At 44.5% G+C, this 19,892-nt stretch carries 19 protein-coding genes; 8 read left to right on the top strand and 11 right to left on the bottom strand.

The annotated features are described in order from the left end of the window. Positions 1-62: 62 nt before the first annotated feature. Positions 63-731: a hypothetical protein gene (locus P0M28_RS16500; protein ID WP_302203594.1), complete on the bottom strand. Its 669-nt coding sequence runs from the start codon at positions 729-731 to the stop codon at positions 63-65. 214 nt (positions 732-945) lie between these two features. Here P0M28_RS16500 and P0M28_RS16495 point away from each other — a divergent pair, with 214 nt between their 5' ends. Continuing rightward, the gene (locus P0M28_RS16495) at positions 946-1,134 is read left to right on the top strand and encodes a hypothetical protein (RefSeq protein ID WP_302203592.1); all 189 of its coding nucleotides are present in this window, start codon (positions 946-948) and stop codon (positions 1,132-1,134) included. Positions 1,135-1,325: 191 nt separating this feature from the next. On the opposite strand, the gene P0M28_RS16490 is transcribed toward P0M28_RS16495, so the two are convergent. The 4 genes from P0M28_RS16490 to P0M28_RS16475 all read right to left on the bottom strand — a co-directional run bounded on the left by P0M28_RS16490 (position 1,326) and on the right by P0M28_RS16475 (position 5,335). Continuing rightward, entirely contained in the window at positions 1,326-2,210 is an 885-nt protein-coding gene (locus P0M28_RS16490; protein ID WP_302203590.1) for a zinc-dependent peptidase, read from the bottom strand. A gap of 116 nt (positions 2,211-2,326) precedes the next feature. Further along, on the bottom strand, positions 2,327-3,091 hold the full coding sequence (locus P0M28_RS16485; protein WP_302203588.1) for a hypothetical protein: 765 nt from the start codon (positions 3,089-3,091) through the stop codon (positions 2,327-2,329). 168 nt (positions 3,092-3,259) lie between these two features. Next, complete coding sequence (locus P0M28_RS16480) at positions 3,260-4,684, bottom strand: COG3014 family protein (protein WP_302203587.1); 1,425 nt, start codon at positions 4,682-4,684, stop codon at positions 3,260-3,262. Positions 4,685-4,744: 60 nt separating this feature from the next. Continuing rightward, positions 4,745-5,335 carry a penicillin-binding protein activator LpoB gene (locus P0M28_RS16475; RefSeq protein ID WP_302203586.1) on the bottom strand — a complete coding sequence of 197 codons (591 nt, stop codon included), beginning with the start codon at positions 5,333-5,335 and terminating at the stop codon, positions 4,745-4,747. Positions 5,336-5,398: 63 nt separating this feature from the next. Between P0M28_RS16475 and mntA the strand changes: the two genes are divergently transcribed. The 4 genes from mntA to P0M28_RS16455 all read left to right on the top strand — a co-directional run bounded on the left by mntA (position 5,399) and on the right by P0M28_RS16455 (position 7,850). After that, positions 5,399-5,803, top strand: coding sequence for a type VII toxin-antitoxin system MntA family adenylyltransferase antitoxin (gene mntA / locus P0M28_RS16470; RefSeq protein ID WP_302203585.1), 405 nt, complete (start codon positions 5,399-5,401; stop codon positions 5,801-5,803). Further along, positions 5,793-6,158: a type VII toxin-antitoxin system HepT family RNase toxin gene (hepT, locus tag P0M28_RS16465; RefSeq protein WP_302203583.1), complete on the top strand. Its 366-nt coding sequence runs from the start codon at positions 5,793-5,795 to the stop codon at positions 6,156-6,158. Before mntA ends, hepT begins: the two co-directional genes overlap by 11 nt. Before the next feature lie 193 nt (positions 6,159-6,351). Further along, positions 6,352-7,317, top strand: a complete 966-nt coding sequence (locus tag P0M28_RS16460; RefSeq protein ID WP_302203582.1) for a ThuA domain-containing protein — start codon at positions 6,352-6,354, stop codon at positions 7,315-7,317. Positions 7,318-7,403: 86 nt separating this feature from the next. Further along, positions 7,404-7,850: a bifunctional diaminohydroxyphosphoribosylaminopyrimidine deaminase/5-amino-6-(5-phosphoribosylamino)uracil reductase RibD gene (locus tag P0M28_RS16455; RefSeq protein ID WP_302203580.1), complete on the top strand. Its 447-nt coding sequence runs from the start codon at positions 7,404-7,406 to the stop codon at positions 7,848-7,850. A gap of 1 nt (position 7,851) precedes the next feature. Here the strand turns inward: P0M28_RS16455 and P0M28_RS16450 are convergent, their stop codons facing one another. From P0M28_RS16450 to P0M28_RS16440, 3 genes are all read right to left on the bottom strand, one after another. Beyond that, complete coding sequence (locus tag P0M28_RS16450; protein WP_302203578.1) at positions 7,852-8,652, bottom strand: PIG-L deacetylase family protein; 801 nt, start codon at positions 8,650-8,652, stop codon at positions 7,852-7,854. Between the two features lie 2 nt (positions 8,653-8,654). Further along, positions 8,655-9,992 carry an ethanolamine permease gene (gene eat, locus P0M28_RS16445; protein WP_302203577.1) on the bottom strand — a complete coding sequence of 446 codons (1,338 nt, stop codon included), beginning with the start codon at positions 9,990-9,992 and terminating at the stop codon, positions 8,655-8,657. A 177-nt stretch (positions 9,993-10,169) separates the two neighbouring features. After that, positions 10,170-10,658, bottom strand: a complete 489-nt coding sequence (locus P0M28_RS16440) for an MOSC domain-containing protein (protein WP_302203576.1) — start codon at positions 10,656-10,658, stop codon at positions 10,170-10,172. 177 nt (positions 10,659-10,835) lie between these two features. Here P0M28_RS16440 and P0M28_RS16435 point away from each other — a divergent pair, with 177 nt between their 5' ends. Beyond that, entirely contained in the window at positions 10,836-11,528 is a 693-nt protein-coding gene (locus P0M28_RS16435; RefSeq protein ID WP_302203575.1) for a hypothetical protein, read from the top strand. Between the two features lie 253 nt (positions 11,529-11,781). Beyond that, the gene (locus P0M28_RS16430) at positions 11,782-13,212 is read left to right on the top strand and encodes a PQQ-dependent sugar dehydrogenase (RefSeq protein WP_302203573.1); all 1,431 of its coding nucleotides are present in this window, start codon (positions 11,782-11,784) and stop codon (positions 13,210-13,212) included. A 33-nt stretch (positions 13,213-13,245) separates the two neighbouring features. Here P0M28_RS16430 and P0M28_RS16425 read toward each other — a convergent pair whose 3' ends face one another. The 3 genes from P0M28_RS16425 to uvrA form a co-directional block, all read right to left on the bottom strand. Further along, the gene (locus P0M28_RS16425; RefSeq protein ID WP_302203571.1) at positions 13,246-13,902 is read right to left on the bottom strand and encodes a DUF4276 family protein; all 657 of its coding nucleotides are present in this window, start codon (positions 13,900-13,902) and stop codon (positions 13,246-13,248) included. Beyond that, the gene (locus P0M28_RS16420; RefSeq protein WP_302203570.1) at positions 13,902-14,990 is read right to left on the bottom strand and encodes an AAA family ATPase; all 1,089 of its coding nucleotides are present in this window, start codon (positions 14,988-14,990) and stop codon (positions 13,902-13,904) included. Before P0M28_RS16420 ends, P0M28_RS16425 begins: the two co-directional genes overlap by 1 nt. 239 nt (positions 14,991-15,229) lie before the next feature. Beyond that, the gene (uvrA, locus tag P0M28_RS16415; RefSeq protein ID WP_302203569.1) at positions 15,230-18,061 is read right to left on the bottom strand and encodes an excinuclease ABC subunit UvrA; all 2,832 of its coding nucleotides are present in this window, start codon (positions 18,059-18,061) and stop codon (positions 15,230-15,232) included. 290 nt (positions 18,062-18,351) lie between these two features. Between uvrA and P0M28_RS16410 the strand changes: the two genes are divergently transcribed. Beyond that, positions 18,352-19,863, top strand: a complete 1,512-nt coding sequence (locus P0M28_RS16410; RefSeq protein WP_302203568.1) for a hypothetical protein — start codon at positions 18,352-18,354, stop codon at positions 19,861-19,863. Positions 19,864-19,892 lie beyond the last annotated feature (29 nt).

Here is a 19,892-nt window from a genome sequence, read left to right as displayed (position 1 = left end):
GAGATCTGAATAAAGACTACGCTGAGGTGAGAGATCAAATACCAGGAAGAGTACAGCTTTAGTTATGACACCCCTTCTTCGTTTTTATCCCAGTCGTGGAAGTACGGCCCCTTATTCGCAGGACTGATACCAGTCAAGAAGTTAGGGAGCGGAGCCGACATTGGGCCACTGCTAATGCCACAGGCAATACTTGGGTAAATATACGTACCGAAGAACCGGCTTCTTTTTTTACCTACATTACTTTGTGCATCCCATACTTCTAAAGCAGCTTCTTTAGAAACTGGCTGGCACATAGAAATATAATCGCGACCGGGGCGCACCGCCCGATAAAAACCAATAATGTTAGAAACCAGATTTTCAGCACTAAAGCCACCGTCGGCCGTCCATCCGTAGGGGAAATCTGATTGTACCGTCTGAAATCCGTAGGCAACTTCCATATAGATGGCCAGCGTAACCGACTCTCGCTCTACTGATGATAAGCCCGAACGAACGTAGTAGTTTTTAGTAACACCTTTGGAATAACGGCTAGGGGGTTGGCTGTACTGCACTTTAAACCCCGGATGCTTAAGGCTACGTACCCCTGCTTCGCCCACAAGCTTAGACCATAAGTTTCTGATATTGGTTGGACGGGCTTGAGCCAGATCAATCCAGCCACATAAGCAGGTGTAAATAAGACCATAGTCTTTAAACACACTGCCAGGGCCGTCTACAATATCAGTACGTTTCAACATAGGTTTGTGTCGGTTAGTGTTGATAAAGATACAAAAGAAAATAGTAGTCCAAGAAAGCGTTCACCACTGTACAAGAAGTGTTCGATACCGGACAATCCATAAACCTAAAAGTGCCAATTTTAGCAAATTTAAGCAGTTTTTAGGTTTGGCACAGCCCTTGACTTAGTATTAGTGTTATTCATTAAAACAACATTTACCCAAAAATTTAAAAATCATGACGACAATAAACAACATTATCCCCGCTTCTTTATTAGTAGATCAGGAAAACGTAACTATTCCTTACAGTGCAGAGACTGTTCGCTTAAACGAACGTATAGCTCGAGACACTGTTCCGTTCTCAAAGATTGGTCATGGTAGATTTCGTAAACTATTCAATCGACACGCAACGGCCTACCGCCGATAAAAATATAAAACAACAGTAACCCAAATTCGACTCGCAAATAAAGCTGCTCATTGAGTGGCTTTTATTTTGAAAACAAGCGAAGCCAATACTGCACACAAAGAATACTTTGATTAATTACCTCAGTGAAGACGTGGCGTACTGAATTAAAGGTTGGAAATGCTGAGTAGCCGAGTTATAAAAACCTAGCCAAATCAATTATTCATACAGCATTTTTTAAACCTCTCACCTGATCCGCAAGGGCAAGGGTCATTTCGGCCAATACGTTTGGGCTTGCGAAAAGGATTTCGTAAACGTTTAGCCATATCCTGATGGTACACTTTACGCAGCATTTTATACAACTCAGGGTGTTTACTCTTGAATAGTTTAGGGCGCTCGAAGAAGTATTCGCTGGTTACCGCCAGAAATTCTTCCTCTTTGGTTCCGGCATATTCATCAATATCGCTCTTGCCCTTTCTAATACGTTCCATCTCGCGGTGCATGAGTTGTAGCCAAGGCTTGGCGTATTCCCGATCGTTAAGTTCTCCCGGAACACCGTCGATAGCACCGTCTTGCTTATCCAGAATATGCACAAATTCGTGAATACCCACATTGTGCTTATCGGTAGTATTTGCAAAGCCCTGTTTCAAACTATGCTTACTCAAAATCATCACCCCCTCCATATTACGACCGTTACCCACCATTCCGGTAATTACCTGTTCGGGATTTTCGGTAGAGAAATTTCGGTCAAAGGCGGATGGATATAATAGCACCTCGTGGAGATAGGTGTAGTTCCAACGAGGAAAGCTAAAGAGGGGAATAACGGCACTACTGGCTGTGAGTAGTCGATCTAGGTCGGTAACTTTGGTACGCACCCCGGTAATACGCACTTGCCGCAGAAAGTTACGGACTTTCCTCTCGAAACGCCGTCGCCCTTTGGCATCCAAGTTCTGGTAAAAATGAATGTGTTTTTGTAGCAGTTCGCGCCACTCGGGAGGAAATTTGCGAGGAACTCGGTACGCCGGACGGTTCTGTTGCCAGGCCCAGTAACCTAGAAAAGCGAATAAGCCAAAACCTACGATGGTAAAAAAGGTATTCATATCGATGATGGAAAAGATCAGTGTGGTATCAACAATTCGGCTTACACACTTTGAACACAAGGAAAGCAACCCGCCTCAGCAGGTTGCTCATATTTAGCTAGCCTATGAATTACTTATTATGAATTACCCTCACTTGTTTCAGTGGTATCTGACTGCACTGGCTCATACGACGGAGCTTTGCGCTCATTTTCCATATTTGCTTCGGTAGAAGAAGCCTCAATCTCTTTCTCAGATAGCTGTTCAACCTCTACTTTTTGTTCAGGACTTTCCATCTCATCTAGCTGAGCCGGATTATTCGGATTAGTGCTCTTAACAAGTTGGAGCTGCACGTTTTGATCTTCCGCCGGATTTGATTTTGCAGGAGAAGAGCTAGTTGTATGCTCAATACGCTCGTTCACTGTATCCCGTACTACTTTTTCATTCAGCACTTTATAGTTGCCTTTTTCAAATTCTACTTGCTGCTCTTTACTTACAGTCTCGGTTACCGTATCAACCAGAATCTTCTTTTTGATGATTTTTCGCTTTACTTCGTAGGTTTTGGTGGCTCCTACCGTATCTACCTGCTCAATGGTTCGGCGGTTTACGTCGTAAGCAATGTTGGTCGCTACGGTATCCACCATCACTACTTCTTCTACCATCTCGGCTTCGGTATACGTACTGCTGGCTGATTCGCTATCTTCAGTTACGTTTGCTTCTTCGCTGGCACTGGTTTGGTTCAGATCAGTACGCGTGTTAATATCATCAAAGATTTTCTGCTCAGTAATATCTACTGCCGAGTAAGAATCTGTCGTTGTAGCCCGTTCGCTTTGGTTATTATTGGTGTTGCAGCCCAACAGTGCGATAAATGATAATGTGGTTATTAAGGATATAATCAGTTTCATGGATATACAATATGTTGATAGTTAGAAAGTTATGTTTTCTACTACAGTAAAAGAACCATGCCAGACAGCCTGTTTGGGTAATTACCGAAATTTTACCTTCGGAGTGAGGACGCAGCTTTACGCCAGTGGGGAAGCAGCGCAACAGTGAGTATAGTCTGCGCCAGACAATCAGTACGAGAGATACGGGAAGAGAGCTGAAGTTGACTCTAAGGAGTGAAAGGTTCCAAAAGTAGTTCGATTTCTACGAATAGTGTAGGTGAAATCGTGCTGGTGGGCATTCGCATTAGACTGACTTAATTGTAGTTTCACACTTTGTTCACCGGTGGGTAAAGATAAACGGGTGTAGCTAATACTGTGGGGAATGGTTTGCCAGTTGCGGGTATCAGCCCGCTCAGTCAGGGCGTTAACTAGACCAATAATGGCTCCCAAATCTTCATTTTCGGATCTAACCCCGTACTCGGCAGCCTTCTTCAGGGCTACTCTTAGTAAAGATATACCAAACTCTTTAAACATACGCTGTCGCAAACTATGAAACGCAATGCTATTAATGTCTTGGGCTAGTTCCAGCTTTCGGGAGGTTCCCGATGATGATTGCAGTTGCGCTTTGGTAAAGTACGGAGAACGCTCAACGTACTTTGGGAACGCAACCCGTACCAATTCTATATCGTCTAGCCCTTTTTCTTCGTACTCCTCGTCGCTATCTACAGCAAACGGAAAATTCCAACCCAACTCATCATTCTGAAATACCATCGCTCCACCCCTTCCCCGAATCAAGGCAAAGTTTATGTTCCACTCTGATTTTACTGGCCCTAATCCATTGTTCCAGAAAAATACCAATTCTCCTCCGCTAGTGGCCTGAGCCTTGTACTTTCTACCCAATAACTTCTCGTAGCGTTGCAGCTCATTGGTAAAGCCCATCCGGTGGGCTGTTCGTAATAAATCTCGCTGTAGCTGCTCGGGAGCATCCAATCCGAACATGGGTAGGTAATCTTCCTGGTAAATATCTACGGCGTTGCGGTAAGCAATAAAGGCATTGTTGTAATCCCGATCAGCTTCGTAAATAATTCCCATTAGCGTATGAATGAACGCATCCCTATGGTATTTCACCTTCCCTTTGCTCGCCCCAGATTTATATTGACTACTAAACTTAGTAAGCTTAATATTCATGCGCTTACACTCAACCAAAGCAGCCTGGGTATTACCTAGCTGGAGATAGTTCAGGGCTTTGTAGTAATGTAGCAGCAGTAGCTCATGATCTTCACCCGTGTAGTAAGCCACCATCGGATTAATCAGTAATGAAGTAGCAACATTCCAGTAGTTATTCCGCAAATCTTCCCCCACTTCGTAGGCTCTTTCCAGGAAATCATTGCTATCCTCAAAATTTCCCTGCATAGAAGCCACCACTCCCCGGTTGAGGTAGTACAGTAGTTGGGCCTTTCCTTTGGGTGCCTTTTTGTTTCCTGCCAGCACCTTCTCTGCCCGCTCCAAATCGCCATCCTCAAACGACCGATTGAACCGCTCGTTCATACGGTAGTACGAAGCACAAGCACTCAGCAATAAAGCTAGGAACGCTATGGAAATTCGGGTTCTCATTATGAATAATGATTAATCAGATTTTTTATCATTACTCATTAATCATCCATCATTATTATATCAACCGACAATATACTTTTTGATTTTTTTGCCATCTACCCAAACCAGTTCATTGGTTTCCAGATGAGCTAGTTCCAAATCGATCTGGTAAAAAGTTACTTGCCGTCGGCCTTCACTATCCACTATAGAGTTGATGGTGCCGAACATCATGTAGTCCGCACCCAACTCTTGTCCCCAACGCTTTTGGGTTTCGGGAGAGGCAAACTCCTGCTGGTCGGCTCGTTCTTCCCGCAGCTTTTCCCGGAACTCATTGTGCTGCACTACCCGTACTAAACCGGTGCGAACCATTTCCTTTTCAATATCTTTGATGAATGTGCTCGGTTCGATATGCTCGTGGCTTTTGTTGGTAATCAGCCCGACGATGACCACCGGCTTACGGCCTTCTCGCTGGGCAAAGTCACCCCGCCAAGCACTGGACAATACACTTTCGGATAAAGCTTCGGCCACCCGACGAGAGTCGGCATCATTCCAACGACCGGAAAGGTCAATATCTGAGTTAGTATCTACGCGAGTTACCGTTTTCTGAGCGCAACCCAGCAGTACTAACAAAGCTAACGAGAAGAAGAGGGTTTGGTATTGAAGAGTATTCATGATATAATAGTTTATATTGGCTATCTTGAATTGTGCAAATTTAGTACCGAATTCTAGCAATAAATGATGTCTCTGAACCAGCAAATCACATCGTACTTACTACCCTTGCTACCCAACACTTGGGCAATCTACTTATTCGGAAGCTACGCGCAGCAGCAGGTAACCGCTGAAAGTGATATTGATATAGCGGTACTTGGCTCCCAGCAGCTAAAACCAGTCCATCGCCGGGAGATCATTCAGCAACTTGCCAAATTGTTGGGGCGCGAAGTCGATTTGGTTGATTTGCAGCAGGCTTCTACCGTAGTACAGTTTCAGGTAGTAAGCACAGGAGAACGTATTTACTGCCATAATGAAAACGAGATGGCTTGGTGGAAGCTGAAGGTTTATCAGCTCTATCTTACCCTAAATGATGACCGCAAACCCATTTTAGAGGAAATTAAAAGAACGAGGACTATTTATGGCAGATGATGTTATAGTTAACAAAGCAGCCACCGTTGAACGCTGCATTCGGCATATTCAAGAAGATTATGATACGGAGTTTCGTACTAATTTCACTAAGCAAGATGCTGTGATTCTTAACTTAGAGCGAGCTTGCCAGGCGTGTATTGATATAGCCTCTCACGTAGTGAAGAGTCGCAAATTAGGAGTACCTCAAATCAGCCGAGAGTTATTTACTTTGTTGGCAGAGCGCCAGATAATTCCGGTTTCGCTAGCTGAAAACTTACAAGGAATGGTGAGTTTTCGTAACATTGCGGTGCACGACTATGCGGTGCTTAATCTGGATATTGTGATCAGTGGAAAAACATTTAACCGATTTTACTGACTTCACCGCCACTCTTCTAATAGAGTAGTTATTGTTCAATTGCTAATCAACCAAGGTAAACTCCTTCGGCACCAGTAAGTGCTTCATTGATTATTGCGTGGCTTACTTTTAACCACGACCTATCTGAAAGAATCACCAAGCGTTTTTTAACAGGTTGAAAGTATTATCTTTACCTATTCACAATCTAACGACTATGAAAAAAGCGCTTATCCTTACTACCCTTTTCTTACTGAGCACAGTTGTTGCCTTCAGTCAGGAAGTTGTTAAAGTACTAATTGTCGACGGACAGAATAACCACGGACACTGGCCTAAAATCACCTACATGCTGAAGAAGCACCTGGAAGATACCGATATGTTCTCCGTAGATGTAGCGCGTTCAGCTTATACCTGGAAGGGTGAAGAATTTCTTTCGGAATTTACAATAGAAAGCGTGGGGGAAACCACTGCATTAGAAGAGCCTAAACCTGACTCTAACTTCAGCCCCAATTTTTCGGCTTACGATGCAGTGATCTGCAACTTCGGTTGGAACGCCGCCCCTTGGCCAGAGAAAACGAAGAAGTCATTTGAAAAATACATGAAAAAGGGGGGTGGGTTAGTCGTTTTCCACGCGGCAGATAACTCTTTTCCTGAGTGGGAAGCCTATAACCAGATGATTGGGTTGGGGGGCTGGGGCGACCGCACTGAGAAAGATGGCCCGCTGGTTTATTACACCGACGAGGGCGAGCTGGTACGCGACACCAGCCCAGGCAAGGCCGGAGCGCATGGCCCCGAAAGCGAATATCAGATTCAGATCAGAAAACCCGACCATCCAATCACGCAGGGAATGCCCGAAGTATGGATGCATACCCAAGATGAATTGTACAACAGCCTACGCGGCCCTGCTGAAAATATGGAAATACTGGCTACCGCTTATTCGGCTGAAGACCTGAAAGGAACCGGACGACACGAGCCCGCCCTGATGACATTGACTTACGGCAAAGGACGCGTCTTTCACAATATTATGGGGCACGCTGATTATTCAGTAGCCTGCGTAGGTTTCCTCACCACCATGTTGCGGGGCACCGAATGGGCTGCTACCGGAAAAGTAACCCAATCAATTCCTGCCGACTTTCCTACCGCCGATGTAAGTAGCTCAAGAGAGGCACTAGTAAAGGAGTAAACGTATTGATGGACTAAACTTCACTGCTTGGTTTATCAGTTCAACGTGTATAGTTATTGCTGTGCGGCTAGATTTTACGTGGGCATATGAAGGAGCACAATGGTCAAGAAGATCGCTACATGGAAGCTGCTTTACAAATAAGTAAACAAGCACTTCCTGATTGTCTACCCAATCCGCCGGTCGGTTGCGTAGTTGTGTCAGAGGGTAAAATTATAGCCAAAGGTTTCACTCAGCCTCCGGGTGAGCCGCACGCTGAAGTACATGCATTGTCTCAAATACCTGAACGCCTAAACGAGCTAACAGTATACATCACTTTAGAACCCTGTTCCTTCTACGGAAAAACTCCCTCTTGCGCGACAACCATCGCTACCGATACGAGAATTGGTAAAGTAGTTGTAGCGATGATTGATCCTGATCCTAGAAACAATGGTAAGGGCATTGCTATTCTGAAATCGAAAGGAAAAAAGGTGGTACTCAATGTCGCCTCTGAAAAAGTATCCAAGTTCTTACGCCCTTACCTTGTAAAGAATTGATTTATTTTATCATCGGAAATAACTGCCTAATTTCACTTTCATCAGGCTGATGCCCGTACTCACAGAGTTCAAAGGCTTCGGCGTGCTTTATCTGAGCAGCTTTCTCTTTACCGTACCATTTTTCTAACGACGCTACCATTTTCTCATCAGGAGAATTAGGCCACTGCTGCTTTAGCCAATCAAGTCGATCATCCTTAGTCTCTGGTACCTCGTCAGATTTTCCGTCAATCCAGGGTAGCCACTCGTAAAATTGAGAGGTATGGGCGTGCAGCGACTGTATTTTAGCTTCGTAGGTTTTACCAATATCTACGGCTACATCGGGCGAGAAAGGATAGGGTTTTTGAAAGTGATCGGCAAAGTAAAAAAATGTCGGGTTACTTCGGAGCGGAGGTACTTCCATTACTACATTAGGCACCATCACCAAGTAAGCGGCATCTTGTACCATTACGCTGGTGTAGCGATGATCGGTATGATAATCATTAGGGCGATGCGTAACAACTACATCTGCTTGCCACTCCCTAATCTTGCGGATAATCTCATTGCGGTTGGCGACCGAGGGTGCTAGCTGACCGTCATCATTATTTAACACTTCGTAGGCAACGCCCAGCGTTTGAGCGGCTACCACCGTTTCGGCACTGCGCCGATCAACCAAATCGTTACCCATCAGTTGGTGGTGTCCGGCATTGCCGTTGGTCGTAGAGATAAATTTCACCTGATGTCCCATTTGAGCAAATAGTGCAGCGGTTCCTCCCCCGTATACTTCACAGTCGTCGGGGTGCGCTCCAATAAAAAGTATGTTCATCACTAAGCTTTGGTTTTAGCAACCTGCGATTTATTAACAAAGAAATGAAAATAGGCGTAGGCCACCAGTATAATTCCGAAGTAAATAAGCGCAATTATCGGATTGTAGATCGTCATCGCAACCAGTGCTACGGTAGCAATTGCTAAAGCAATCGCAGGAAAAACGGGGTACATTGGCACCCGGAACGGTCGTTCTAATTTGGGTTCATTTTTCCGCAGTACGAATAGGCTCACCATAGAAATCATGTAGAGCGAAATAGCTCCGAAGCAAGCAATTGTGATGATCTCCCCGGTTTTTCCGGTCAGCAAGGCTACAATGCCTACCAGCATATTCACAACCAGCGCGTAAGCAGGCGTTTTAAACTTGGAGTGAACTTTGCCCATAAGTGATGAAACGTAGCGCATCCGTCCGAACTCAAAAGTCGCGCGCCCTGCTGCCAGAATAATGCCGTGAAAAGAGGCAATTAGCCCTAGTAAACCTACCGTAATTAGCAGATGATACAGAAAGCTATTATCCCCCACCACGTACGATAACGCTAGAGGCAAAGGAGAATCAGAAGGCTCGGCACTATCGGGTGGGTACACTACCGCCTCCCAACCGTTTACACCTACTGACGATAGAAAAGTAAGAATACAAAGCATAACCAGCGTGAAGATGGCTGAGCCAAAACCGAGTAGTACGTTTCGCTGCGGATTCACCGTTTCCTCCGCCAAATTGGCAACGCCTTCAATAGCTAAAAAGAACCAGATAGCAAACGGAATTGCGGCAAACGCGCCTGAAACTCCGTTAGGCAAGGCATTGATGGCTAAATTCTTCGCTTCAAAGTGCGGCAAGGTGACTCCCGCAAAAATGAGCAACTCGATGACCGCTAGTATGGTTATCACCAGTTCAAAGGTAGTGGCCAGCCGTACCCCTAACACATTCAACAGAGTAAACAGAAAATACGCTCCAATGGCAATGCCCAATGTAGGTACGCCGGGAAAGTACAAATTGAAATACGCTCCTATGGCGGCGGCAATGGCCGGAGGGGCAAACACAAACTCTACAATCTGAGCCATGCCTCCCACAAAGCCCATCCGCTTACCCAGTGCCCGGTCAGCATAATCAAATGCGCCGCCCGCCTTCGGAATAGCACAGGCCAGTTCGGTATAGCTGAAGGTGAAAGTGACGTACATCAGCATGATGAAGCCGGTGGCAATGGCTAATCCCAAGGTGCCGCCTTCTGCCAAACCCAGGTTCCAGCCGAAGTACATCCCCGAAATAACTAATCCCACTCCCATCCCCCACAGTAGCCAAGGACCCAACGTCATTTTTAAACCTTCTTCCGGGGTATCTGCCATAATTTCTATAATTGTGTTTAGGTATTCAAGTGTTAATGTGTTCAGATCAGCGTGTTGTGGTGTTATAGTTCTAAGTTTATGGCGTAGTACGAAGCACAGAATTCAAGTTCCGCAACTTAATCATATTACTACCAAGAACCGTAACACCATAACACTTCGTACTATAATACTTGAACACTATAATACATTTATATCGTCTCCCACCCGAATCACTCCTCCTTTAACAATCCTCGCGGTAATGCCGCCGTGTCCGCGCATGGCATTGTAGCCTCCAGCACCCAAGTTTTCTTCCATACGAGAGCAAGGATGGCACAAACCACTCATTTCTAGCACAGCTTCCCCTATCCGAAATTGCTTATCTTTTAGGGCTAACAGATTGATGCCCTGCACCACAATATTACGACGCAGCAGACCCGGGTCAATCGCATTGCAGTGCAGCATAGTGGCAGCAGCCTGAATGTGCTCTGCATTAATCAATGTAACTTGTCGCTTGCTCTGAGATTTTCCCGCAAAATGATCTCCTTCTAGTCCGGAGCCTTCTTTTGCCACTACCTGGTCAACCGTTTGTAACGGTGCCCGGCGTTCGGAACGAATACCGATCCAGGTGACGGTACCTACCTGGGGCAAGGTATCTAGCAACAACTTCATTAGTGATTCTTTGTCCATAGCAGTAGCTGAAAGTTTGACGGAATTATCTGAAGCAGATTTGAGTTTAGATGTCGGCAAGTGAGTATCTCATCAAAAAACCGTGAACTTTTGATCAAACTTACACATTCTGGCGGGAATAGACTATACGTGGGGCAGGTTCGTTGTAGGAACATGCGTAAGCTAGGGATTATAATTTTGGTAATCAGTTGCCTGATTGGTTTAAACGGGTACGCCCAAAAATACAGCACGGCGGCTGGTTTGCGGGTAGACGGTGACCAGTTAGGTATTACGGTAAAGCAGCGGGTGTTCCGTACCATTGCTCTGGAAGGACTACTAACTGGTAATGATAATGAAGTGCGAAGCACACTGCTGATAGAAAACCACTTTCCGCTAGTGGGCAAAGGGCTGAACTTCTACGTAGGCGGCGGTGGCCACGTGGGTGGTGTTGATGACTTTGGTGCCGTAGCGGGAGTAGACGCAATTATGGGGGCTGAACTAAAGGTTCCGCTGCTTCGACTGCTAATTTCAGCCGATGTAAAACCAGCGTACAATTTTGTGTCGGAACAGCAGCGGTTGGAGTATTCTACGGCCATATCGGTACGCTACGTAATGGGTAAAGAAGGCAAAAGCCAGCGTAAGAAAGCCCGCGTCCGACGGCAAAACAAACGGGAAAAAGAACGAACAAAATCCTCCAAGATAAAGGAGCGGGAAAAGCAGAAACGCTTTAAGCTAAAGGAGAAAGAAAAAACCAAGCGAGCCAAGTACAAAGAAAAAACCAAACGCCTCAAGGAGAAAAATAAAGCGAAGCGTAAGAAGCAAAAAGAGAAGGACAAAAAGACTTTCCGAGATTGGAAAGTTTGGAATATTTTCAAAAGTGAAGAACGATAAACTATGGAGACCGGAGACCGGAGACCGGAGACCGGAATTTGAAATCGATCGTTGATAGAACCAACGAACTAGTGAATAATGATTAATGAATGATGAATAATACCCAATACCCGAATACCTTAAGCTTCTAAACCTGTGGACGGTCGACTATCAACCATGGACTAATAACCATTCAACAATTGAGCAATCGAACAGTTGAGCCGTTTGACAATCTTTTTGTAGATTTACCCTAGATAACGTAACCCACCTAGCTATGTCAAATAACTACCCAATTTCATTATTTAGCTTCATCTTTACCCTGTTTACTACGATTACGTTTGCTCAAGAGGGGCAGTCACTTTACGTGCAGTACTGTGCTTCTTGCCACGGCGAAGACCTGAAGGGTGGTAATGGCCCTAGCTTCTTAGACGGTGAGTGGAAACACGGCTCAGGTCGCGGACAGATTACCCGCAACATTAAATTCGGGATAGCCCAGGTAGGTATGCCGGCCTATGAGAAGGTGCTAGACAACGACCAGCTAAGTAGCATTGTGGATTACGTGCTAGAAGCCGAAAAAAGTGCAATGATCAGCAACGGTAATATTCCTTCTCAACTGCAAACGTTAGATTATAACGTAGATGTTGAAGTTTTTGCCGATGGGCTAGAAATTCCTTGGGCGGTAGCCTTTGCCGGAGATGATAAGGTGTTAGTTACTGAGCGACCTGGGCGGCTGCGTGTGATTGACAATGGCGAACTGCAAGCTCCAGTGCAAAGCACTCCCGAAGTACTACACGAGGGGCAAGGCGGTTTACTTGATGTTGCCGTTGACCCTGATTACGACCAGAATGGTTGGGTATATTTATCGTTCAGCCATGCTTTGGAAGACGATGGTGCAAAACTAGGAGCAATGACCAAAATTGTCCGGGGAAAAATTGAAAACAATCAGTGGACAAGCGAGGAAACAGTTTTTGAGTCTCCGCATGATTTATATAGCACCACCCGCCATCACTACGGCAACCGTATTGTATTTGATCCCGAAGGGTATCTATACTTCAGTATTGGCGACCGGGGTGCCCAAGATCAAGCCCAAGATATTACCCGACCCAATGGCAAAGTACACCGCATAAACCGTGATGGTAGCATTCCCGAAGATAATCCGTTTGTGAACGAGACCGATGCTATTTCGTCTATTTTTACCTACGGCAACCGCAACCCGCAAGGACTAGCCGTACACCCCGAAACCGGAACCATATGGGAAACCGAGCACGGTCCAATGGGGGGAGACGAGGTGAACATCATTCAAAAGGGGAATAACTACGGATGGCCGGTAATCACCTACGGACGCAACTACAATGGCACTTCTATCACCGATATTACCCGCAAGGAAGGTATGGAGCAACCCATTATCTATTGGAAACCCTCCATTGCCGTCTGCGGCATTGAGTTCTATCAGGGCGATGAATTCCCCAAGTGGAAGAATAAACTGCTAGTAGGGGCACTCGCCTACGAAGAAGTTCGCTTGCTCAACATTGTGGATGATCGCATTATGCACGACGAAGTAATTATGAAAAACGTAGGCCGCGTACGCGATGTAGCCCCCGGCCCCAATGGTGCCGTTTACGTCATTATGAACGAACCTGACGTAGTGCTCAAACTTACTGCCAGCGAAAAACAAGCCGCCGTGGATGTAGGGGAAGAAGATTGATCAACGCAATAAGATTGTGAAATAGTAATTGCTTCATTTTGGTGTTGTTTCTTTTAGTTTCGATACAATTCTAGCTATCCAGGTTGCAAACCGGGGGCATTTATCCATAATGTTACCAATACCAATCATCTCAAAAATAAGCTCACCATCGCCAGTTTTGTCGTAGTTGAATATCTGCTGGAGCCGTTTGGAAGGAGCAGTCTCAGGATTATTATTAATATCCTCTGGGTTTGGATACTGCTTTAAGATGTCATCGATCTGTTGCATTTTGCCATCATCATCGATCACCAATTCAAAACCGGATCGGTCTGAAAACATTAGAGCTTCCAATTCGTGACGTTGGATATACGGAATAAAGTCGGGGTGGTTGTCTAAGTCGCCGTGAACTGCCTGTTCAATTTGATCAATTTTGGTAGAGTCTGTAGTGAAGCTGGGAAAATCAGTGGGTAGTCTAAAAAAATCTATCATCGTAGTTACAATTACATTCCCTTGTGCTAATGTCCTTCCGACTTCATTTCTAAACAGACCATAACTGGTAACCCCGCCCTTTTTATGCTGTTTTCGGTTGGTGATAATGGTTTGAGCGTACATTGAATTTTGGAAGCCTAGACCTACCAAGTGGGGAACAAGAAGCCTATCTACCAGCTTAATTTCGGTATCTCCTTCTACAATAAATACTAATCGTTTCATTAAACGCTGTAGGGTTGGGCTCCTAACTTATTTTGCCCCCATAAGTCTCCGAGAGTATAATCCTCTAACCAAATTTGTAAATCTTTACTACTTAGCCTTTTAAATACAGAAGCGTGATTTTCTCTATTAGCCACTATAATGTCTTCAGGCTCAAAATTATCTATCAGGTTGATGGATTGCGTAGAGAGAATGATCTGAGCTTTTTTCGAAGCTTTCCGTACTAATGCTGCCAGTTTATTGACAGCTACCGGATGCAGACCCAATTCTGGTTCGTCAATAATGATAGTAGCCGGAGGGTTGGGTTGCATTAGTAAGGTAGCTAGGCAAATAAATCGCAAAGTTCCGTCTGACAAATGATAGGCGTTGAAATACGTCTCCGGGAACCCGTTCTCACGCCACTCTAATTGTATTTTTTGCTCATTTAGGCGATTAGGCTCTAAAACAAAATGATCAAAAAACGGCGCAATAGATTTGATCGTTAGTTCTATACGCTTGAAATGCTTAGGCTCTTTTTCTTTTAAATAATATAGAAATGCCGCTAAATTAGAACCATCTCTTTTCAACCGGGCATTGTCGTGAAGGTCACCCATCGCCTTCATCGGTGAAGTATCGCTAGTATCATGAAAATGATATACATCAAACCCCTTTAAACGATCATTTACCCAAAAAGCTTGATTGGTATTAATATCTTGAAATTCTGATTCTAGTATATTAGTCTCATACTCACGCTCTTTCCATTTTCCCTGCCATTTAAATGCTGTTTTAGTTGATCTAATCAATAGACGATCTTGCAAGGTCTCCAATCGAATCATGAATTTATTTTCGTGATCGCTAGAACTTCTAAAGTATATGGCTATATCAATGGATGAGGTATGCTGCTTTCCGAAATGGAGTAAGCTATCGGCACCGCCCTTCTTTTGTATGTAGTTCTGAAGGTTCTTATTATAAATATTGCGTATCAGCGAAAAGAGTGAGACGAAATTGCTTTTTCCCGCACCATTGCCACCCAACAGAATATTGATGGGTTGAAGGTTAAGCTCCAACGACTTAATACTTTTATAGCCAGCAATTTCTATTCGTGTGATCATACCGCAACTATATCGGAATTTCTTCCTAGAAAACAAATATCAGTATTCATTTCGTTTCTTTTGTATCTGGTACATCAAATCGCTTTCTGTCGCCGTCATAAAATAATCGCGATGACGGATTGGGACTACTAGCGTAGCAAATCAAACCCAAGTACTTCTTTCACTATCGATTTCAAGCTTGACAAAGCAGTGTTTCGCTAGAATTCTTAAAAATAGAAACTACCGTACTTTTTGCATTGCTAAAACTTCTCCTGCAAGTACCGAGCGGTATGATTATCCTTTAGTGTAATCATTTCTTCGGGGCGTCCGGCAAAGGTTACATTCCCACCTTGTTCGCCGCCCTCCGGCCCTAAGTCAATAATCCAATCGGCGCACTTAATCACTTCCATGTTGTGCTCAATAATTACTACTGAATTACCCTGCTCAATAAGGGCGTTGATGGCATCCATCAGTTTTCGAATATCGTGAAAGTGTAGTCCGGTAGTAGGTTCATCGAAGATGAACAGTAGATGCTCACTTTGGCCGTTACGAGAATTATTTCCTTTACCTAGAAACGAAGCTAACTTAACTCGCTGGGCTTCTCCACCACTGAGGGAGTTAGACGATTGACCCAGTCGGATATAACCTAACCCAACATCTTGCAGCGGCTGCAACTTGTTGATTAGACCATTCTGACCGGCGAAGAAATTAACGCTTTCATCTACCGTTAGCTCCAGCACCTCAGCAATATCTTTTCCTTGGTAGGTAACTTCCAGAATTTCTTTTTTGAAGCGCTTCCCCTTGCATACCTCACAGGTCAGGTGAATATCGGCCATAAACTGCATTTCTACCGTCACTTCTCCTTCGCCCTGACAATTCTCGCAGCGTCCGCCGTCTACATTGAAAGAAAAGTAGGCTGGTTTATAACCTCGCTGCTTAGCCAGTGGTTGGTCGGCGTAGAGCTGCCGAATTTGATCGTAGGCTTTTACATAAGTAACCGGATTAGAGCGAGAAGATTTACCAATAGGATTTTGATCGACGAACTCTAGCTGAGTGACTTTTTTAAGGTCACCCTCCAGTCGATCAAACTTTCCCGTAGTCTCGTTTACTGTGCCAAATATTTTGCCCAGGGCTGGGTAAAGAATGCTTTTAATCAGCGTAGATTTTCCTGAGCCGCTTACTCCGGTTACTACTGTTAATACACCCAACGGAATTGCTACATCGATGTGTTTCAGGTTATTTTCCCGAGCTCCCTTTATCTCAATTTGATGCTTGAAGGTTCGGCGTTTTTTAGGTACCGGAATAGCTTCTACTCCGCTCAGGTAGCGGGCGGTGTGGGTATTGGCACTGCCGTTCATTTTTTGCAATTCGGTCAGGCTTCCCTGAAATACTAACTCGCCGCCGTGCCGTCCGGCATCAGGGCCAATGTCAATAATCTGATCAGCGGCCCGCATTACTTCTTCTTCGTGTTCCACTACAATAACGGTATTACCCAGATTACGCAGTGTTTTCAGTACTTCTACCAAGCGGCTGGTATCGCGGGGGTGTAATCCGATACTAGGCTCATCCAGAATGTACATGGAACCCACCAATGCGCTACCCAACGAAGTTGCCAGTTTAATCCGCTGGTATTCTCCACCCGATAGTGTGCTCGTTAACCGATTCAGCGTTAGATACCCTAGCCCCACTTTGTCCAGATACTCTAAGCGACTACGAATTTCTTTGGTAATGCGGTTAGCTATTTTCTCTTCGTGCTTATCTAGTGAAATTTCTTGAAAGAAAGTAATGAGCTTCCTAATTGGCATGAGCACCAATTCATTAATTGAGGTGCCACTAATTTTAACGTAGGAAGCATCCTCCCGCAAGCGAGTGCCCTTGCATTCGGGACAAACGGTTCGGCCTCGGTAGCGCGACAGCATCACCCGATACTGTATCTTGTGGGTTTTGGATTGCAGGTACTGAAAAAATTTGTCTAACCCCTTAAAGTATTTATTACCCGTCCAGAGCACTTTCTTCTGCTCGTCAGTCAAATCGATATAAGGACGGTGAATGGGAAAGTCGAAGCGAATGCCATTTTTTAATAGGGGATCAGCCCATTTTTTCATGGAATGACTTCGCCAGGGCGCAATCGCTCCTTCGTAAACCGACAGGCTTTTATCCGGAATTACCAAATCTTCGTCAATACCCAGCACTTTTCCGAAACCTTCGCAGGTGCGGCAGGCTCCGTATGGATTGTTAAAGGTAAACAAATTAACGCTCGGCTCTTCAAAAACAATTCCGTCTCGCTCAAACTTATCCGAAAAGCGGTGCAGTTCGTTACTTTCCGGTGTAACCACTTCAACCTCACAAATTCCCTCGCCTTCAAAGAAAGCCGTTTGTACCGAGTCAGCCAACCGGAACTGCAAGTCTTCATCATCCGGCTGCACCGAAGCCCGATCAATTAGAATACGGTACTCAGCCGAGGCATCGGGTTCGCCTTCCAAAATCTCTTCGATGAAAAGAACATCATCGTTTACTTTTATTCGAGTAAACCCTTTTTGCAATAACACATTCAGCTCTTCGGCTAATAATCGCTCCTGATGCAGTATTAGCGGGCAGAGCACCATCAGACGAGTGCCTTCATCCTGCCGAAAGATAAAATCTACCACACTGGTCACGGTATCGCGACTAACTAGCTCCCCGCTGGTCGGAGAGTAGGTTTTGCCTACGCGGGCGTAGAGCAGTTTCAAGTAGTCGTAGATTTCGGTAGTAGTGCCTACGGTAGAGCGCGGATTACGGGTATTTACTTTTTGCTCAATGGCAATGGCGGGAGAGACGCCTTTAATGTACTCCACTTCTGGCTTTTCCATCCGGCCCAAAAACTGGCGAGCGTACGAGCTCAGACTTTCTACGTACATGCGCTGCCCTTCAGCAAATAGCGTATCAAACGCTAAAGAAGATTTCCCGGAACCCGACAACCCGGTAACCACTACCAACTTGTTGCGAGGAATAGCTACATCAACCCCTTTCAGGTTATTGACTTTCGCTCCCTTAATAATGATAAACTGCTTGGGATCTAAACTATCAATGGAGGCTGGTTGGGCAGTATTCATAAGCACTGGCTAGTTTAAGAACTAAAACACTTATCAAAAGTATTTTAGCTAGAAAAATCTCATGATCGTAATTTCAAAATGCTGAGACTGGTAAAAGTACGAACTTTCATTGGCATCCATTCTACTTATAAAGAGAATTTTATTCTCTTATTCCGAATTTATTTAATCCGAGAAGACCACTTGTCATTTATCTAAATTTTTTCTTCTTTTTGTGTTTACTTATTCATTCAGATATACATAAACCGGTAAATAACGCATTATCAATTTTCGCATTCAATCATATATTTATCATGAAAGCAATTTTAACGTTACTACTAACTGCCTGCACCTACCTCACCATCGCGCAAGATGTCCGCATTTTCGACTATGTGAAAACTGGTGATAATGACGATCTGTTCATTATTGGTGGAAATGAACAGGGAGTTTTTACCGGCATTGGAGAAGATTACTACTATCACGGTATCAACAACAAGCAAATAGTTAGCTACTACAGCCTAACCGATGGGCTACAGGAAAGCCGAGTACTAAAGCCGGAAGAAAAATCGCGCGATTATTTTTACACGTTCTACTTTCAGAATCAGCTACACGCGCTGTTGTACGAAGATGAACCTAATGAAGAACTGCTGTATCCAATTTATCTGGAAACTTACGGTACCGATCTTAACCAGGTGGGCGAAACTAAGCAGGTAAGCAATTTGTACCCGCAAATTTTTACTGCTAACGTAGGCAACATGTTCCGTAGTTACTTTTCTACCCAGTTTAGCAAAATGCGACGTAGCTACTTTTTTAACCACGCCGAAAGTGCCGATGGTAACAAAATGATGCTACTGTTTAACTACAACTTTTTTAATGACGTAACCAACGACTTGCAGTGCATCGTATTCAATGAAAATATGGAAGAAGCCTGGTCAGGTTTTATTGATCTGCCAGGTGCTTCTGGTAACTACCAAATGGTAGAAAGCTACGCACTGGCTAACGACGGCACTCTCTACATGCTAATTGCTTCTTTTGGTGACGATGGCTTCAAAAAGTCAGCGGGTGATTTTGAATATTTCATGTATAAATACCACCCTGATCAAGGTGAAGTTGAAACGATAGACATTCCGACCAATAATCGGTTCATTATTAACTTAGGAATGCAGTTGAATGAACAGCAGCAACCGGTGTTCGCTGGTATTTACGCCAACCCTAGCAACAATGATCTGGAAGGAGGCCTACTCATTCAGGACGGAAAAGTAACCGAGCATCCCTTTCCCAAAGGAGATGCCAAAGAAATTAACCAGAAAGATGATAAAAAATACGCTGAAGAATACACTGTGAAGCATATGCATCAAGAAGATGACGGTAGCGTAGTCTTCTTCGCCGAATCGTACAAGCGAGGCCCGGTTATTAAACCAAAATTGGGTTTAGGCGGGCTTAGTCCAATTGACGCTGACCTAGAGTTGGGTGATATTTACAAGAAAATTTTAGCCGTAAAAATAAATCCGCAGAGCGACTCCTGGTTGCGGATTATTGATAAAAGCCAGAAATCGACGGAAGAACGAGATCTGTACACTTCTTTTGCGCTGGCGCATCACAATGATACGTATCATCTCATTTTCAATAATGCGATTAAAAACTCAACGGATGTCTCCCTAGTAAAAATAACTTCTTCAGGAGATATTAAATTAGAAACGATTCTTGACCGCAAGAGCTACCGGTTACGATTAGTACCTTCTTTTGCCAAAACGGTACATGCTGGCCACATGGTAGTTCCAGTGCAAAAGCAGGGGAAACAGGCTCTTACCTCTATTCAATACTAAATTCAGTAGAAAAATAGTAAATTTATTGA

It is taken from the genome of Tunicatimonas pelagia (assembly GCF_030506325.1).
Classification (GTDB): Bacteria; Bacteroidota; Bacteroidia; order Cytophagales; family Cyclobacteriaceae; genus Tunicatimonas; species Tunicatimonas pelagia.
Note: the sequence above shows the minus strand (reverse complement) of the source record. Positions and strands in the feature narration are given on the sequence as shown.

Excerpts from the sequence above, each read along its gene's own strand:
- P0M28_RS16485 (WP_302203588.1), bottom strand. The coding sequence starts at position 3,091 with ATGAAACTGATTATATCCTTAATAACCACATTATCATTTATCGCACTG.
- P0M28_RS16420 (WP_302203570.1), bottom strand. The coding sequence starts at position 14,990 with ATGATCACACGAATAGAAATTGCTGGCTATAAAAGTATTAAGTCGTTG.
- P0M28_RS16430 (WP_302203573.1), top strand. The coding sequence starts at position 11,782 with ATGTCAAATAACTACCCAATTTCATTATTTAGCTTCATCTTTACCCTG.
- P0M28_RS16475 (WP_302203586.1), bottom strand. The coding sequence starts at position 5,335 with ATGAATACTCTTCAATACCAAACCCTCTTCTTCTCGTTAGCTTTGTTA.
- P0M28_RS16495 (WP_302203592.1), top strand. The coding sequence starts at position 946 with ATGACGACAATAAACAACATTATCCCCGCTTCTTTATTAGTAGATCAG.
- P0M28_RS16425 (WP_302203571.1), bottom strand. The coding sequence starts at position 13,902 with ATGAAACGATTAGTATTTATTGTAGAAGGAGATACCGAAATTAAGCTG.
- mntA (WP_302203585.1), top strand. The coding sequence starts at position 5,399 with ATGATGTCTCTGAACCAGCAAATCACATCGTACTTACTACCCTTGCTA.
- P0M28_RS16460 (WP_302203582.1), top strand. The coding sequence starts at position 6,352 with ATGAAAAAAGCGCTTATCCTTACTACCCTTTTCTTACTGAGCACAGTT.
- P0M28_RS16440 (WP_302203576.1), bottom strand. The coding sequence starts at position 10,658 with ATGGACAAAGAATCACTAATGAAGTTGTTGCTAGATACCTTGCCCCAG.
- P0M28_RS16450 (WP_302203578.1), bottom strand. The coding sequence starts at position 8,652 with ATGAACATACTTTTTATTGGAGCGCACCCCGACGACTGTGAAGTATAC.
- P0M28_RS16500 (WP_302203594.1), bottom strand. The coding sequence starts at position 731 with ATGTTGAAACGTACTGATATTGTAGACGGCCCTGGCAGTGTGTTTAAA.
- P0M28_RS16455 (WP_302203580.1), top strand. The coding sequence starts at position 7,404 with ATGAAGGAGCACAATGGTCAAGAAGATCGCTACATGGAAGCTGCTTTA.
- eat (WP_302203577.1), bottom strand. The coding sequence starts at position 9,992 with ATGGCAGATACCCCGGAAGAAGGTTTAAAAATGACGTTGGGTCCTTGG.
- P0M28_RS16490 (WP_302203590.1), bottom strand. The coding sequence starts at position 2,210 with ATGAATACCTTTTTTACCATCGTAGGTTTTGGCTTATTCGCTTTTCTA.
- uvrA (WP_302203569.1), bottom strand. The coding sequence starts at position 18,061 with ATGAATACTGCCCAACCAGCCTCCATTGATAGTTTAGATCCCAAGCAG.
- P0M28_RS16410 (WP_302203568.1), top strand. The coding sequence starts at position 18,352 with ATGAAAGCAATTTTAACGTTACTACTAACTGCCTGCACCTACCTCACC.
- hepT (WP_302203583.1), top strand. The coding sequence starts at position 5,793 with ATGGCAGATGATGTTATAGTTAACAAAGCAGCCACCGTTGAACGCTGC.
- P0M28_RS16480 (WP_302203587.1), bottom strand. The coding sequence starts at position 4,684 with ATGAGAACCCGAATTTCCATAGCGTTCCTAGCTTTATTGCTGAGTGCT.